The organism is Mesorhizobium sp. RIZ17 (assembly GCF_051127865.1).
In the GTDB taxonomy this organism is placed as follows: Bacteria; Pseudomonadota; Alphaproteobacteria; order Rhizobiales; family Rhizobiaceae; genus Mesorhizobium; species Mesorhizobium humile.
In genome coordinates, this window is record NZ_CP147861.1 from 1,180,656 (window position 1) to 1,195,812 (window position 15,157).

At 64.6% G+C, this 15,157-nt stretch carries 13 protein-coding genes; 6 read left to right on the forward strand and 7 right to left on the reverse strand.

What is annotated here, in order from left to right:
• Position 1: 1 nt before the first annotated feature.
• Complete coding sequence (locus WDX12_RS05800; RefSeq protein ID WP_434724231.1) at positions 2-211, reverse strand: hypothetical protein; 210 nt, start codon at positions 209-211, stop codon at positions 2-4.
• Between the two features lie 336 nt (positions 212-547).
• Here WDX12_RS05800 and WDX12_RS05805 point away from each other — a divergent pair, with 336 nt between their 5' ends.
• Positions 548-1,660 carry a helix-turn-helix transcriptional regulator gene (locus tag WDX12_RS05805; protein WP_434724232.1) on the forward strand — a complete coding sequence of 371 codons (1,113 nt, stop codon included), beginning with the start codon at positions 548-550 and terminating at the stop codon, positions 1,658-1,660.
• On the opposite strand, the gene WDX12_RS05810 is transcribed toward WDX12_RS05805, so the two are convergent.
• Positions 1,654-2,091 carry a hypothetical protein gene (locus WDX12_RS05810; RefSeq protein WP_434724233.1) on the reverse strand — a complete coding sequence of 146 codons (438 nt, stop codon included), beginning with the start codon at positions 2,089-2,091 and terminating at the stop codon, positions 1,654-1,656. The genes WDX12_RS05805 and WDX12_RS05810 overlap by 7 nt on opposite strands.
• Positions 2,092-2,244: 153 nt before the next feature.
• Between WDX12_RS05810 and WDX12_RS05815 the strand changes: the two genes are divergently transcribed.
• Positions 2,245-2,622 (forward strand): hypothetical protein, encoded by a 378-nt coding sequence (locus WDX12_RS05815; RefSeq protein WP_434724234.1) that lies wholly within the window; start codon positions 2,245-2,247, stop codon positions 2,620-2,622.
• Between the two features lie 34 nt (positions 2,623-2,656).
• Here WDX12_RS05815 and chrA read toward each other — a convergent pair whose 3' ends face one another.
• The 3 genes from chrA to WDX12_RS05830 all read right to left on the reverse strand — a co-directional run bounded on the left by chrA (position 2,657) and on the right by WDX12_RS05830 (position 5,827).
• Positions 2,657-4,045, reverse strand: a complete 1,389-nt coding sequence (gene chrA / locus WDX12_RS05820; protein ID WP_434724235.1) for a chromate efflux transporter — start codon at positions 4,043-4,045, stop codon at positions 2,657-2,659.
• On the reverse strand, positions 4,042-4,860 hold the full coding sequence (locus tag WDX12_RS05825) for a chromate resistance protein ChrB domain-containing protein (RefSeq protein ID WP_434724236.1): 819 nt from the start codon (positions 4,858-4,860) through the stop codon (positions 4,042-4,044). Before WDX12_RS05825 ends, chrA begins: the two co-directional genes overlap by 4 nt.
• A gap of 178 nt (positions 4,861-5,038) precedes the next feature.
• Positions 5,039-5,827 carry a 3-hydroxybutyrate dehydrogenase gene (locus WDX12_RS05830; protein ID WP_434724237.1) on the reverse strand — a complete coding sequence of 263 codons (789 nt, stop codon included), beginning with the start codon at positions 5,825-5,827 and terminating at the stop codon, positions 5,039-5,041.
• 249 nt (positions 5,828-6,076) lie between these two features.
• On the opposite strand from WDX12_RS05830, the gene WDX12_RS05835 reads away from it, so the two are divergent.
• A complete protein-coding gene (locus WDX12_RS05835) occupies positions 6,077-6,865 on the forward strand; it encodes an acetoacetate decarboxylase (protein ID WP_434724238.1) in 789 nt (262 codons plus the stop codon).
• Positions 6,858-8,018, forward strand: coding sequence for a patatin-like phospholipase family protein (locus WDX12_RS05840; RefSeq protein ID WP_434724239.1), 1,161 nt, complete (start codon positions 6,858-6,860; stop codon positions 8,016-8,018). The genes WDX12_RS05835 and WDX12_RS05840 overlap by 8 nt, the downstream gene beginning before the upstream one ends.
• Before the next feature lie 167 nt (positions 8,019-8,185).
• On the opposite strand, the gene WDX12_RS05845 is transcribed toward WDX12_RS05840, so the two are convergent.
• Together WDX12_RS05845 and WDX12_RS05850 are read right to left on the reverse strand one after the other, a co-directional pair.
• On the reverse strand, positions 8,186-9,796 hold the full coding sequence (locus tag WDX12_RS05845) for an inorganic phosphate transporter (protein ID WP_434724240.1): 1,611 nt from the start codon (positions 9,794-9,796) through the stop codon (positions 8,186-8,188).
• A gap of 130 nt (positions 9,797-9,926) precedes the next feature.
• Positions 9,927-10,460 carry a TetR/AcrR family transcriptional regulator gene (locus tag WDX12_RS05850; protein WP_320296609.1) on the reverse strand — a complete coding sequence of 178 codons (534 nt, stop codon included), beginning with the start codon at positions 10,458-10,460 and terminating at the stop codon, positions 9,927-9,929.
• Positions 10,461-10,601: 141 nt separating this feature from the next.
• Between WDX12_RS05850 and WDX12_RS05855 the strand changes: the two genes are divergently transcribed.
• Together WDX12_RS05855 and WDX12_RS05860 are read left to right on the forward strand one after the other, a co-directional pair.
• Positions 10,602-11,885 (forward strand): efflux RND transporter periplasmic adaptor subunit, encoded by a 1,284-nt coding sequence (locus WDX12_RS05855; RefSeq protein ID WP_434724241.1) that lies wholly within the window; start codon positions 10,602-10,604, stop codon positions 11,883-11,885.
• Positions 11,882-14,965: an efflux RND transporter permease subunit gene (locus WDX12_RS05860; protein ID WP_320296607.1), complete on the forward strand. Its 3,084-nt coding sequence runs from the start codon at positions 11,882-11,884 to the stop codon at positions 14,963-14,965. The genes WDX12_RS05855 and WDX12_RS05860 overlap by 4 nt, the downstream gene beginning before the upstream one ends.
• The last annotated feature ends 192 nt before the right edge of the window (positions 14,966-15,157 follow it).

The following is a 15,157-nucleotide window of genomic DNA, read 5'->3' on the forward strand; positions in this document are numbered from 1 at the left end:
GTCAGTGGGAGGCGATGATCTGTCCCTGCTCGTGCGGGTGAAGATCGCGACCGCAGGCGATGGCGCCTGCTTCGAGGGAGGAGAAGGCATTGGTGTCACCGGAGTCAAGTGTCTCGGAAGCAAGGGGCGCCTCGGAAGGGGACGGCGCATCGCTGGCTGCAATGAGATGCTCGCCGTCATGGTCGTGGGTCTCGATGGTTGCGATCGGCACGGATCAGGGCCGGCGGCGGGGCGGTATCGCCCAGAACAGATGCGCCCAGCTCCAACGCTCCAAGGGCCGGGAGCGGCTGATGCCTTCGCCGTCTTCGGTCCTCGTGCTTTTGTCTTCACGCCGCCTCATGGTGGTCTCCTGCCGTTGCGCACACGCGGTGCATGCCCTGAAGACCGGCTAACCCGTCGGTTTATTCCCGATCTCGATCACATAAGCGTGAGCAGCAGTGCAGGCGCAGCGGCAGCGACGCCGGCTCCCTCGACCTGAGCCCGGCGTTTCATTAGCTTCCACCGACGGAATTCGAGCGAAGGCTGACAATCCCCGGGGGTGAGGTGGATGACTGGCTTTGCCGGCCACGACGTCTTGGAAGCGGCTGCCGCGCCCGGTGGCTGGGCGGCGGCAATGGATTTGCTCAGGCGCGGGTTCAATGCCCACCACACCATGATCGCCACCAATGGCGCGAGCCGGACCAGCATGCCGTTCGTGGTCATCGCCGGCCTTGACGACAGCGCGGCCGCCCGATTCTCGTCGCAGCGCGCCAACGAGCTGTCGGTCCCCTGGCAGATGGCGCTGACACCCGGCCGGGCTGAGGCCTCGCACGACATCCTGACCGACCGCGCGTTCGAACGGCTCGACTTCTACAATGAGATCATTCGGCCGACCGGCTGCTTCTATGGCGCCGTGATCCAGATGAAGGCCGGCGATCTTTCCTTTCACGTCAATGTCTGCCGGGAGCGGTCAGCCGGGCTCTATCACGCCGGCGAACTGGACCACCTGCAGGAAACCACGCACAGGCTGAACTCGATCCTCTCCTGGCAGTGGCGGCTGCAGGAACTCTCGGTTCATGTCGAAACGCTGGAACAGGCAATCGATGGACTGTCCGATGCCGTTTTCCTCTTCGATGCGTGGCGCCGGCCTATGTATTTGAACAACGCGGCCCAGGCACTCACCGCCCTTGACGGACCCTTCCGACTGGGTTCCGACGGGCTGGTCCTAAAAACCGCGAGCGCCACCCGGTCGCTCGCCCGGATGATGACGTTCGCGCTGGACGAGGCGGCTGCCCCGACTTCATCGACCTTGCGCGTGGCCCAACAGGGCGGCGCGCCCGATATGCTGGTCACCGTCTCCCGCGGCCCGCTGCCGGGATATACACCCAGAGGCGTGCGCGCCGCGCGCGTCGCCGTCGTCATCCAGCAGGCTGACGCGCTCGCGCCGATTACGGAGGCCGAGATCGCCGGTCGCTTCGGCTTGACCGGCCGCGAAGCGCGCATCGCGGTTGAACTTGCGGTGGGAAAAAGCCTCGCCGAGATCGCGCCCAGCCTCAACATAGGCATGGGCACGATCCGCAGCCACCTCAAGGGTATTTTCGGCAAGACCGGCGTCAACAGCCAGGCCTCGCTGGTCTCGCTGCTGCTCGATGGCGGCCGGCGAATTCGCCGTTCTCAGTAAGCTTTGACCTTTGCCTTGCTGATGAAGAAGCCGTGGCCCTGCTGGTTCTCACAGGTCAGCCCCGAGGCCGTCGAATCGCAGGTGAACGGCCCGCTCTGCCACTCGCGGCCGTAAGGCAATTCATTGTAGCCGCCGCAGCACCATTGGTCTCCGACATCACGCAGGATCGTGGCCTTTCCACGCGCCGGCAGGATGAAGCGAAGATAGACGGGAGCCAGGCGGTCGCAGGCAAGCTCGGGGGCGCCTGATCCATCGCTGCCGCTCTCCGAAAGGCCGCAGGCGATGTTGTCGGACGGCGTATGGAACTCGATGGCCCCGTTGGGATCGCGCGGAATCTCGATCCGGTCGAAATCGCCGGCAAGCGTCGCCGTCGGCGCCCCCGCGACAACCCAGGGGACTAACGACACCGCGAGGAAAATCAGTGGTCGCATAGCATGGCTCCACGCTGACCTGGCCCGGTATCGATGCCAGTCGATCCGATTTTAGGGCGGATCGACTTGGGCACGCCTCCCCCAAACAGGAGAGGCGTGCCTCACCCCGCAAGGCTAGCATCGACGATCGAAACTGCGTTTCAGGAGCGTTCGATGCGCAAGCTCTTTCTGGCGGCCCTTGCCGCGACCGGTCTGATGCTGCTGCTGGTGCCCGGCCCTCGGGCCGCGCTGGCGTGGCCGCCAAGTGGGTGCCCGTCAGGACAATATGGCATCGTCGGAGCAGGTGGAGCGACGAAGGGCCAACCCATACCCTATGCCTGCACGCCGAAGTGCCACAACGGCTGGCACGTCGAACAGGGCTATTGCGTCAAAACCGCGTCCGCGCCGCCACCGCCGGCGTCTGCGTCAACCGAGGGCGGCGGCGCCGCGAAATGCCATGGCGGTCCTGCGCCCTACAAGAAGCAGACGCATAGCACCGCCAACGCTTCGACGGGGCAGTACAATTCGGCGTCGAAACCGCAGAAATGCTGAACTGAAGATATAGCGCGACGAAACCGGCGCCGCCTCACAACGACAGCAGCGCAAGTCCCGCCAGCGCCGATCCCGCCAGCGTCGGCAGCATGCCGAGTTTCAGTCTGAACATGGCGACCATCGCCGCCGCCGACAACAGCGCGGCGCGCCAGTCGAGCGAGGACGGGACCGGCACTTCCACGCCCCAGCCGACGCTTGCGACCTTGCCGAAGACGACATGCAGCGCAAACCACAGCGCGAGGTTCATGATGACGCCGACCACCGCCGCGGTGATCGCGCCGAGAGCTGCCGCCAGCGCCTTGTTCCGCCGCAATTGCTCGATGTAGGGCGCGCCGAGGAATATCCAGAAGAAGCAGGGAACGAAGGTGACCCAAAGCGTCAGCACCGAACCGAGCGATCCAGCCAGCAGCGGGTTGGCAAAGCCGGCATGACGATAGGCAGCAGTGAAGCCGACGAATTGCAGCACCAGGATCAATGGCCCCGGCGTCGTTTCGGCAAGCCCGAGCCCATCGACCATCTGTCCAGGCGAAAGCCAGCCGAACGAGGTCACCGCTGCCTGCGCGACATAGGCCAGAACGGCATAGGCGCCGCCGAAGGTGACGACGGCCATCAGGCTGAAGAAGCCGCCGATCTGCGCCCACACGCTCCCCGGGCCCGCCAGCACGGCGATCAGCGCCACCGGACCGAGCCAGAGCGGCAACCAGATGGCGACGGTGCGGAGAGCATGCCCTCGCTTCGGCATGGCGTGGCCGAGCTCGCCGCGTTCGAACATCAGGTCGACCGCGCCCCTGGTCTCGGTGCCGGCAGCAGTCTTGCCATGCGCCGAGCCGGAAAACAGTGCCGGCGCGAAGCGGTTGCCGGCCCAGCCGATAACCCCGGCCGCGAGCACGATCAGCGGGAACGGCACCCTGGCGACATAGATGGCCAGGAAGGCCGCCACGGCGATCGCCACCATCGCGCGGTTCTTCAGCGCCCGTTTGCCGATGCGGATCACCGCCTCGACGACGACGGCCAGCACCGCCGCCTTGATGCCGAAGAACAGCGCCTCGACGATCGGCGCGTCATTGTAGAGCATGTAGAAGCTGCTGAGACCCAGCATGACCAGCGCGCCGGGCAGCACGAACAATGTGCCGGCGACGAGGCCGCCGGCCGTCCGGTGCAGCAGCCAGCCGATATAGACGGCGAGCTGCTGCGCCTCCGGGCCCGGCAGGAGCATGCAGTAGTTGAGCGCATGCAGGAAGCGTTCCTCGCCGATCCAGCGGCGCTCCTCGACCAGTTCCTTGTGCATCAGCGCGATCTGCCCCGCCGGCCCGCCGAAGGAGAGCAGGCCGATCTTTGCCCACAGCCGCGTCGCTTCGCGGAAGCTCGGCACGGCCGGGGCCTCCACCGGCCGTTTGGCGCCGTCCTTGGCGAGCGCCGTCATTGCGCCTTGCCTCCGACGGGCCAGTTGTGCGTCTCGTCCGCTGCGTCGCGGCACCAGCGGAAGAAAGCATCGTAGAGCAGCATGCCGGCTTCAAGCTGCTCGAGATCGTCGCGGAACATGCGCGACAGGCCGAGCGACGCGGCGAGGAACCCGGCCGCCTGCGGCACGAGGTCGAGCCGCGCCGTATCGGCGGCGCGCACGATCAGCGCCAGGCGGTCGAGCGCATCGACTCGCAAGCCGAATTCCGCGATCATCGTGTCGAAGCTGCAGCGATCGCCGCGATGGCTCCAGAACACGCCTTCGATGTCGAAGGGAACCGCGGCGAAGCGATCCGCGACCAGCGGCACCTCGGCCGGATCGACGAACAGGAACACGGCGTCGGGATCGACGAAGCGGCGGATCAGCCAGGGACAGGCGATACGGTCGACCTTTGGCCGGGACCGCGTGACCCATAGGGTGCGGCCCCTCTCGTCGCGGGGCGGGATCGCGCCGGCCGCGACCAACGGCGCCCTGGCGTCGGCCCAGGCCTCGAAGCCGCCTTCAAGCGATTCCGCCGGAATGCCTTCGTGGCGCAGCCAGGCGGCAACGCCTTGCGAGAGTTTCTGCCCCCTCTGGCAGATGACGACGACCCTGCGTCCGGAAAATTCCGACGCCCAGGTCGAGACCGTCCTGAAATCGCGCCGGCATGAGGCCGGCAACAGGCGCGGATCGGCTTCATAATCCTCGTCGATGCGCACATCGACCAGGCAAGGCGCATCGGGCAGGCCGACGAGACGGGAAAGCTGAGGAACGGTAATTGCGGTTGTTGATGGCATGGCGTCCACCTCCTGAACAAAGAGAGTCTGGACGCGATCGTTGGGCTGACGCCTCACGGGGTCGTCGCGGGGAACCCCTTGCCAGGAATGCTGGAACGCTCCCCCACGATTGTCAAGAATTCAATTGCCAAGGAGGACGGGAGCTCCGCCCCGCCCTTCCCTGAAACGGCCCTTGCCCTTACTGCGCCGTCCAGCCGCCATCCATCGGCAGCGTCGTGCCGGTGATCTGCCTGGCGGCGTTCGAGCAGAGGAACAGGGTCAGCGCCGCAAGTTCCTCGACGGTGGCGAACTCCTTGGTCGGCTGCGCTGCGAGCAGCACGTCGTGCTTGACCTGCTCCTCGGTCATGCCGCGCGCCTTCATCGTATCGGGGATCTGCTTTTCGACCAGCGGCGTCCAGACATAGCCGGGCGCGATCGCATTCACGGTGATGCCGTCCTGCGCCACTTCCAGCGCCACGGTCTTGGTCAGGCCGGCAATGCCGTGCTTGGCCGAGACATAGGCCGACTTGAACGGCGAGGCGACCAGCGCATGCGCCGAAGCCGTGTTGATGATGCGGCCCCATTTGCGGCTCTTCATGCCGGGCACCACCGCCTTGATGGCGTAGAAGGCGGCCAAAAGGTTGATGCGGATGATGGCTTCCCATTTGTCGTCGGGAAATTCCTCGATCGGCGCGACATGCTGGATGCCGGCATTGTTGACCAGGATGTCCAGGCTGCCGAACGCCGCCTCGGCCTCATGGACCATGGCGGTAACGGCGGCGCCGTCCATCATGTTGGCGCCCGAGTAGCGGCACTTGACGCCGAAATCCTTTTCGATGCCGGCCAGCTCCTGCTCGATCGCCGCGGCGTCGCCCAGGCCGTTGATGGTGACGTTGGCGCCCTCGGCGGCGAAGGCACGGGCGATTGCGAGGCCGATGCCGCTGGTCGAGCCGGTGACGAGCGCATTCTTCGAAGACAGGGAACCCATGGGAGATCTCGCAAGAGGAGGACAGGAGGGAAGAGTATGGAGACAGACAGCCGGGAAGGCACATGATTTGTGCGCCGCAGCATCACAATGCCACACCCATATGTCGGCGCTATTACAGCTGCGGCGCGGCGTTTTGCCGGCTCCCGGAAGCGCCGTCTTGGCGCTGACACGGCACTGTCACGCTGCCGTGCAACATATTTGCCAGCGCATTCGCGCGGGGTCATTTCAAACCTGTTTGGGGCACCAGCCATGGAAATCGCCGACGTCGTGAAGCGCGCCTATGCCATGCCGCTCACCAACCCGTCCTTCCCGCCCGGCCCTTATCGCTTCTTCGACCGCGAATACATCATCATCACCTACCGCACGACGCGCGAGGCACTGGAAGCGGTCGTGCCGGCGCCGCTCGAGATCGACGAGCCGCTGGTCAAATACGAATTCATCCGCATGCCCGACTCCACCGGCTTCGGCGACTATACCGAGACCGGCCAGGTCATCCCGGTGCGCTACAAGGGCCAGCATGGCGGCTATGTCCATTCCATGTATCTCGACGACGACGCGCCGATCGCCGGCGGCCGCGAGCTCTGGGGTTTCCCTAAGAAGCTCGCCAGCCCCAAGATCGTCCACGAAGGCGAAGTGGTGGTCGGCACGCTGCATTATGGCAGCGTTCTGTGCGCCACCGGCACCATGGGCTACAAGCACCGCGAGGCCGACCACGACCAGGTGCTCGCCTCGCTCGCCGCGCCCAATTTCCTGATCAAGATCATCCCGCATGTCGACGGCAACCCGCGCATCTGCGAGCTGGTCCGCTACTACCTCACCGACATCACGCTGAAGGAAGCCTGGACGGCGCCCGCCGCGCTCGACCTTCGCCCGCATGTCATGGCCGACGTCGCCAAGCTGCCGGTGCTCGACATCGTCTCGGCCGTTCACTTCACCGCCGATCTGACGCTCGGCCTGGGCGAAGTCGTGCATGATTACCTCGCGGACCACGGCCGATCGGCTGCCGGCGCGAAGGAACTGGAGAAGACCGGTGCTTGAGCGTAACCGCAGCAAGGCAGCTGCCGCCACCATCCAGGAAATCACGGCGCAATATGACCGCATCGCTCTGGTCTTCCAGGGCGGCGGCGCGCTCGGCGCCTATCAGGCGGGGGTCTATCAGGCACTTGCCGATGCCGGCTGCGAGCCGACCTGGCTGTCAGGCGTGTCGATCGGCGCCATCAACGCCTCGATCATCGCCGGCAACGAGCCGAGCCGCCGCCTGCACCGGCTGGAGCAGTTCTGGCAGACGATCTCGGGCCGCAAGATCTGGGCCTACACGCCCGAAGGCGACCTCTATCGCGACATCCGCAACCAGACCTCGTCATTGATGACCATGACCATGGGCCAGCCCGGCTTCTTCAAGCCGCGCAGTCCCAACCCCTGGTTCCACCTGGCGGGAGCCGAAGGCGCCACCAGCTTCTACGACACCGCCGAGCTCAAGGACACGCTGGAAAGCCTGATCGACTTCGACGTGCTGAACGACGGCAAGAAGCGCTTGAGCGTCGGCGCGGTCAATGTCCGGACCGGCAACTTCGTCTATTTCGACACCGACAAGGTGCGCATCGAGCCGGAGCACATCATGGCGAGCGGCGCGCTGCCGCCGGCCTTCCCCTCCATCCGCATCGAGGGCGAGTACTATTGGGATGGCGGCATCGTCTCCAACACGCCGCTGCAATATCTGCTCGATCAGGAAGAAGACCGCTCCTCGCTGGTGTTCCAGGTCGATCTGTTTAGCGCGCGCGGCGTGCTGCCGCGCGGCATGGCCGACGTTCTGTCGCGCCACAAGGACATCATGTATTCCAGCCGCACGCGCCAGAACACCGACAACTTCCAGCGCATCCATGCGCTCAAGATGAAGCTGCTCGATGCGCTGAAGCGCGTGCCGCCGGAACAGCTCAAGGACGGCGAGAAGGAACTGATTGCCGACTATTCCGACGCCGGCGTGGTCAACATCGTCCACCTGATCTACCAGCACAAAGGCTATGAAGGCCACGCCAAGGACTACGAGTTTTCCGGCACCTCGATGCGCGAGCACTGGGAGATGGGCCTGGAAGACACCGAACGCACGCTGCGCCACAAGAAGTGGCTGATGCTGCCCGACAATGCCGACGGCGTCACCATCCACGACCTGCACCGCGAAGATCCGACTTGACTTTCTGATACCCTGCCCCAACGAAGCCTGCTGCCGCCGCCCCAGGGCGGCGGCTCTTTTTGCATTGCCAAAGCTCGCTATCGGCTGAACACGGCGCGAAAAGAAGACGGCGCCGTGAGCGGCGCCGTCTCGTCAGTCGGGCAGTTGGGCCAATCCGTCCCGGCCGCTCAGAAAACCTGGCGGAAGATTACGAACAGCACGAAGGCCAGCGCGATCGAGCAGGGCAGCGTCAGCACCCAGGCCAGCAGAAGGTTGCGCACGGTCGACCATTGCAGGCCGGATCCGTTGGCTGCCATCGTGCCGGCGACGCCGGACGACAGCACATGGGTGGTCGACACCGGCAGGCCGAGACGGTCGGCCATGCCGATGGTGATCATCGCCACCAGCTCGGCGGCGGCGCCCTGGCCATAGGTCAGGTGGCTCTTGCCGATCTTCTCGCCGACGGTGACGACGATGCGCTTCCAGCCGACCATGGTGCCGAGGCCAAGCGCCAGCGCGACCGCGACCTTCACCCAGAGCGGGATGAACTTCGTCGCATTGTCGACCGCCTTGTGATAGTCGGTGACCGCCTTGAGGTCGGCAGCCTGCATCGACAGCAGCTGCTTCTTGTCGATCAGCTTCAGCGCTTCGCCGATCAGGTAGATGTCGTTGCGCGCGTTGCTGACCAGATCGGTCGGCACCTTGTCGACCGTCGCATAGGGCTGCAGCTCGGCGGTCGTGTTGTGGATGTAGGTCTGCAGCGCGAGCGTAGTCTGGTCGGTCCAGCTCTTGCTGCGCACGGCTTCCTGAACGGCCGCCTTGGCAGCATTGGCATCGGCAACGGTGACGCCGGGCTTGACGTATTTGCCCAGCGCCGTCTCGACGCTGACGGAGGCCGCCTTGTAGGCGTCGAGATAGTTGATGTCGGGCGTGCGGTTGAGCGCATAGGCGGTCGGCACGACGCCGATCAGGATCAGCATGATCAGGCCCATGCCCTTCTGGCCGTCATTGGAGCCATGCGCGAAGCTGACGCCGGTGCAGGTGAAGATCAGCAGCGCGCGAATCCACCATGGCGGCGGCGCGTTGCCCTTTGGCGCCTCATAGAGCGCCGGGTTGCGCACCAGCAGCTTCATCACATAGAGCAGGATGGCGGCGGCGAAGAAGCCGACGATCGGCGAAACCAGCAAGGTGGTGCCGACATTGGTCGCCTGGCCCCAGTCGACGCCGCTGGTAGCGCTGCCGGCCGGAGCCATGAACTGGTTGGCGAGGCCGACGCCGATGATCGAGCCGACCATCGTGTGCGAGCTCGATGCCGGCAGACCGAGGAACCAGGTGCCCAGGTTCCACAGGATGGCGGCGACCAGCAGGGCAAACACCATGGCGAAACCGGACGACGACCCGACCTGCAGGATGAGCTCGACCGGCAGCAGCGACAGGATGCCGAAGGCCACCGCGCCGCTCGAGGTCAAGACGCCGAGGAAGTTGAAGACGCCCGACCACATGACGGCGAATTCGGCCGGCAGCGACCGCGTGTAGATGACGGTGGCGACCGCGTTGGCGGTGTCGTGGAAGCCGTTGACGAATTCGAAGCCCAGCGCAATCAGAAGGGCGATGCCGAGCAGGATCCAGGGCACCGTCTTGGCGATGGCCAGATCCTGGCTGAGCGCATAGCCGACATAAATGATGCCGACGAGCACCAGCACGCCGAAAGCCGGCAGGAACCATTTGGCACCGCCCGATTGATCCAGGGGATGATCCGGTCTCGGGATCCCCGCCTCACTGGAAACTACGTCCACCATTGTCCCACTCCTTTTGCATTGCAGCAAAGAACCGGGAGGGACGCTATGTCCCCAGGATGAAGCTGGTGTGACGCCCTTAACCGTTTGGTCACCACCAAACCGTTTGGTCACTACCAAAGCCTTTGGTGACCTATCCGGCTATCTTCAGGAGCGAGGACACCAGAAGCTTGCGCTCGTCTTCGGACAGCACGTCTGAATCGAACAGATTCATGCTGCGCATCCCCTCGATGGCGAGAAAGCAGACCAGCAGCGAGCCGAGGTCGTCCGTCTCCGCCTTCAGCCGTTCGAGCAGCTGGTGCTTGAAGGCCTTTATCGGCGTCAGGAAATCAGGATCTTCGGCGATCGCCGAGAACATCCAGGTCGCCGAGGGTTTCGGCCGCCCGCAGTCGTCGGCCGACAGTTTGATATAGGCCGAAAGCACGCTTTCGTGGCCGGCCTCGGCGGCGCGTGCCTCCAGCGCCTTCTGGAAGTCGCTGAGATAGCTTTCGACCAGCCCCTGCATCAGCTTGGCCTTGGTCGGGAAGTTGTAGAGCAGGCCGCCTTTCGACACTCCGGCGCGGCTGGCGACCGCCTCGAGCGACAGGCTTCCAGGACCGGCCTCGCGCGCCACGTCGGCGGCGGCGGCAAGTATCTTCTCGCGTGAGTTTGCCCTGCGTGGTCTCATCGCGCTTCCCCCTACATTAGCTTAGGCGGAATTGACAAGACCGTCCAGCCGGTACAGTAAGCCATTTGAAATCGGGACTTATCGTCGATATGTGTCCCGCAATCGATTGTTTTGCCGGTTGCCGGCTCGAGGGGACCATCCGTGAAGCGCTTTTTTATCATCGCCGGATTCTTGCTGCTGCTCGCCTTGGTGTGCGTCGGCATCGTTGGTTTCAACTTCATGCGCGATGCCGGCATCAAACAATTCTTTGCCACCATGAAACCGCCGGCCGCGACGGTCTCGACCGTGATCGTCAAGCCGGCCGAATGGACGCCCGGCGTAGAGGCGATCGGCACCGTCAATGCCGTGCGCGGTGTCGACCTTACCGTCGAAACGAGCGGCATCGTCAAGGACATCCTCTTCCACGCCAACCAGAAGGTTGCCGCCGACGCGGTGCTCTTGCAGCTGGATGATGCGGTCGAGAAGGCCGATCTGGTGGCCCAGAAGGCGCAGGCCGCCTCGGACCAGGCGGCGCTGACCCGCGCGATCGAATTGCAGCGGCGCGGCGTCGGCACGGACGCGACGCTCGATGCCGCGCGTGCCGCGGCGGACGCCTCGGCCGCGCAGGTCAACAAGATGCAGGCCGTGCTCGACCAGAAGCAATTGTCCGCGCCCTTCGGCGGCACTGTCGGCATTCCGAAGATCGACGTCGGTCAGTACCTGGCCCCGGGCAACTCGGTCGTGACGATCCAGGATCTCGACACGATGCGGGTCGACTTTACCGTTCCCGAGCAGCAGCTGCCGCTGCTCAAGATCGGCCAGACCGTCAAGCTCGGCAGCAACCTCGTCGACATGACCTTTGCCGGCTCCATTCGTGGCATCGACCCCAAGATCGACCCGGCAAGCCGGCTGGTCTCGATACGTGGCGAGGTCGCCAATCCGGAAGGCAAGCTGACGCCTGGCCAGTTCGTGCAGGTCCGTGTCGAGCTGCCGCAGGAAAACAATGTCATTTCCGTGCCGCAGACGGCGGTGACGACCAGCCTTTATGGCGATTATGTCTTCGTGGTCGAGCCGGCGAAGCCTGCCGAGGGTGCCGCTGCCGCGCCGGCGAAGCCGGATGAGCAGAAGGCCGACGCCGCCAAGCCTGCGGACAACGCAGCAAAGTCGGCGGACACGAAGCCGGCAGACAAGGCGGCCGGCGACGCCGCCAAGCCAGCCGACGCCGCCAAGCCGGCCGAGGCCGCGCAGCAGCCTGCGCTCACCATCTCGCAGGTGTTCGTGAAGCTCGGCCGCCGCAACAACGGCATGGTCGAGATTGCCGAAGGCCTCAAGGAAGGCGACCAGGTCGTCACGGCCGGCCAGAACCGGCTCTTCAACGGCATGTCGGTTGCCGTCGACAACACCATCGATCCCAGCAAATCGGCGAACAAGCAGGTTCAGCAATGAGCTTTTCCGACCTCTTCATTCGCCGGCCGGTGCTCTCGACGGTGCTGGCCTGCATGATCCTGCTTCTGGGCTTCCAGGGCATCTTCGGCCTGTCGATCCGCCAGTATCCCAAGGTGGACGAGACGGCGATCACCGTCACCACGGCCTATCCCGGGGCCAGCGCCGACCTGATCCAGGGCTTCATATCGGCCCCGATCGCGCGCGCCGTCGCCTCTACCGAAAACATCGACTACGTGACCTCGTCCAGCCGTCCGTCCTCGAGCACGGTGACGGTGCAGATGAAGCTGGGCTCCAATCCTGACGTGGCGCTGGCCGAGGTGTTGTCCAAGGTCCAGGGCGTGCGCGGCACCTTGCCGACCGCCTCGAAGGATCCGGTGATCGTCAAGGGCACCGGGCAGCAGTTCGCGATGATGTACATCTCGATGCAGAACCCGAACATGACGAAGGAGCAGCTCACCGAATATATCGAGCGCGTCATCCGGCCTCGCATCTCGACCGTGGAAGGTGTCGCCGACGTTCAGATCTTCGGCGCCCAGGAATATTCCATGCGCATCTGGATCGATCCGATCCGGCTTGCCGCCCGTGGCGCAACGGCCGTGGACGTGCTGACCGCGATCAACAACTCGAACTTCCTGTCGGCGCCCGGCAACACCCAGAACGAGTATGTGGTCTCCTCGATCGCCGTGCATTCGACCCTACAGACGCCCGAGGCCTTCGCCCAGTTGCCGATCCGCTCGACGGACGGGCAGGTGGTGCGCCTGCGCGATGTCGCGCGTGTCGAGCTCGGCGCGGCCAACACCGACACCAGGGTGAGCTTCAACGGCAAGCCAGGCACCTTCCTTGCCATCTTCCCGACGCCTGCCGCTAACCCGCTGACGACCGCGGCCGCGGTCACCAAGCTCGTGCCGGTGATCCAGGAAACGCTGCCGAAAGGCATGACGATCGAGGTCGTCTACGACGCCACCGGCCAGATAAGCGCCTCCATCGAGGAGGTGTTCAAGACCATCGGCGAGGCCGTCGCCATCGTCATCGTGGTCATCCTTCTGTTCCTGGGCTCGTTCCGCTCGGTGATGATGCCGATCGTCACCATCCCACTGTCACTGATCGGTGTCTGTTTCATTCTGTTTTCGGTCGGCTACTCGATCAACCTTCTGTCGCTGCTGGCCATGGTGCTGGCGATCGGCCTTGTCGTCGACGACGCCATCGTGGTGGTGGAGAACATCCACCGCCACATGGAGGAAGATCACATGTCGCCGATGCAGGCGGCCTTCAACGGCATGCGCGAGATCGCGACGGCCATCGTGGCGATGACCATCACGCTCGCCGCCGTGTTCGCCCCGCTTGCCTTCACCGGCGGCCTGACCGGCGCGCTGTTTCGCGAATTCGCGGTGACGCTGGCCGGCTCCGTGGTGCTGTCGGGCCTGATCGCCATGACGATCACGCCGATGATGTCGGCGCGTTTGCTGAAGGCGGGCCAGCACGGCCGCTTCCAGCGCATCGTCGATGGGACCTTCAGCCGCGTCGAGCGCGTCTATGAACGGGCCGTCACCGCTTCGCTCAGGAACCGGCCGGTGACGCTGATCATCGTCGTCGCGCTTGTCGCCCTCACCGGCTTCATGTTCACCAAGACTTCGACCGAACTCGCGCCGGAAGAAGACCAGGGCTTCCTCCTCTCGATCGTGACCGCGCCGCGCTATGCGACGTCGGATTACACCGAGACCTATGTCAACCAGATCCTCGGCCTCGTGAAGGATATTCCCGAGACCAGGGCGCAGTTCTCGGCCGTTGCCTTCGGCGGCGCCACCAACAGCGCCTTTGTCGGTTTCGCCTTCAAGGATTGGGCGGACCGCAAGCGCAATTCGAAGGAACTACAGGCCGACATCACCGCACGGCTCGCCAAGGTCGCCGGCGTTCAGGCCTTCGTCTTCGCGCCGCCGACGCTGCCCGGTTCCGGCGGCGGCCTGCCGATTTCCATGGTCGTGCGCTCCACCGGCGACCCCTCGGAAGTGTTCGAGCAGGCCGAGAAGATCAAGAGCAAGGCGCAGGCCTCGGGCCGCTTCATCGTCGTGCAGAACTCGATGGCTTACGATGCGCCGCAGGTGACCGTCACCATCGACCGCGAGCGCGCGGCGGCGTTGAACCTGCCGATTGCCGATATCGGCAACACCTTGACGCTGCTTGTCGGCGGTGCCGAGGTGGCGCAGTTCGACCGCGATTCCAACAGCTACGACATCATCCCGCAGGTGCCGCAGGAGTTCCGCGACAATCCCGCAAAGCTCGGCGAATATTTCGTTCGCAGCGTCGACGGCAAGATGGTGCCGCTGTCGGCGGTCGTGAAGATCTCGACCAACGCCTCGCCGGCGGCCATCGAGCAGTTCAACCAGCTGAACTCCTCGACGATTTCGGCCCTGCCGCTGCCGGGTGTAACCACCGGCGACGGCTTGCAGGTGCTGGAGAACCTCGCCAAGGAGACCCTGCCCGACACCTTCTTCATCGATTATTCCGGCCAGTCGCGACAGGAGAAGGAACAGGGCAACACCATCCTGATCGCCTTCGCGGCGGCGGTGGTCGTGATCTACCTGGTGCTGGCGGCCCAGTTCGAGAGCTTCCGCGATCCGCTGATCATCATGATGGCGGTGCCGCTGTCGATCTTCGGCGCGATCGTGCCGCTCAACATCGGCCTGGGAACGCTCAACATCTACACCCAGGTCGGCCTGATCACGCTGATCGGCCTGATCACCAAGCACGGCATCCTTTTGGTGGAATTCGCCAACCAGCAGCGTGAAATGCACGGCATGCGGCGCCGCGACGCCATCATCGCTTCGGCCAAGGTGCGCCTGCGGCCGATCCTGATGACGACGGCCGCCATGGCGCTCGGCGTCGTGCCGCTGATCGTCTCCAGCGGCGCGGGTGCTGCCGCGCGCTATTCGATGGGCCTGGTCATCTTCACCGGCATCCTGGTCGGCACCATGTTCACGCTCTTCGTCGTGCCGATGTTCTACACCTTCATCGCCAGCAAGGACCTGCCGCATCTCGCCGAGAAGCCAGATCCGAAGCTGATGCCGGCGCTGCCGAGCTGAAGCAATAGCGAGTAGCGAATAGGGAGTAGCGAATAGGAGAGAATGGCGTTGGTGCGACGGCGCGTCTCCTACTCGCTATTCGCTACTCCCTACTCGCTCCGGAACGAAAAGAGGCCGGAAATTCCGGCCTCTTTTTTTGGCGGTTGCCCCACGGCTTCGGCGCTATTTCCGAAGGCGGCAGCCCGCCTGCTA

What these genes read in the sequence shown, in the direction of transcription:
- WDX12_RS05835 (WP_434724238.1), top strand. Translation starts at nt 6,077, where the DNA reads ATGGAAATCGCCGACGTCGTGAAGCGCGCCTATGCCATGCCGCTCACC.
- WDX12_RS05830 (WP_434724237.1), bottom strand. Translation starts at nt 5,827, where the DNA reads ATGGGTTCCCTGTCTTCGAAGAATGCGCTCGTCACCGGCTCGACCAGC.
- WDX12_RS05845 (WP_434724240.1), bottom strand. Translation starts at nt 9,796, where the DNA reads ATGGTGGACGTAGTTTCCAGTGAGGCGGGGATCCCGAGACCGGATCAT.
- WDX12_RS05850 (WP_320296609.1), bottom strand. Translation starts at nt 10,460, where the DNA reads ATGAGACCACGCAGGGCAAACTCACGCGAGAAGATACTTGCCGCCGCC.
- chrA (WP_434724235.1), bottom strand. Translation starts at nt 4,045, where the DNA reads ATGACGGCGCTCGCCAAGGACGGCGCCAAACGGCCGGTGGAGGCCCCG.
- WDX12_RS05825 (WP_434724236.1), bottom strand. Translation starts at nt 4,860, where the DNA reads ATGCCATCAACAACCGCAATTACCGTTCCTCAGCTTTCCCGTCTCGTC.
- WDX12_RS05810 (WP_434724233.1), bottom strand. Translation starts at nt 2,091, where the DNA reads ATGCGACCACTGATTTTCCTCGCGGTGTCGTTAGTCCCCTGGGTTGTC.
- WDX12_RS05805 (WP_434724232.1), top strand. Translation starts at nt 548, where the DNA reads ATGACTGGCTTTGCCGGCCACGACGTCTTGGAAGCGGCTGCCGCGCCC.
- WDX12_RS05815 (WP_434724234.1), top strand. Translation starts at nt 2,245, where the DNA reads ATGCGCAAGCTCTTTCTGGCGGCCCTTGCCGCGACCGGTCTGATGCTG.
- WDX12_RS05860 (WP_320296607.1), top strand. Translation starts at nt 11,882, where the DNA reads ATGAGCTTTTCCGACCTCTTCATTCGCCGGCCGGTGCTCTCGACGGTG.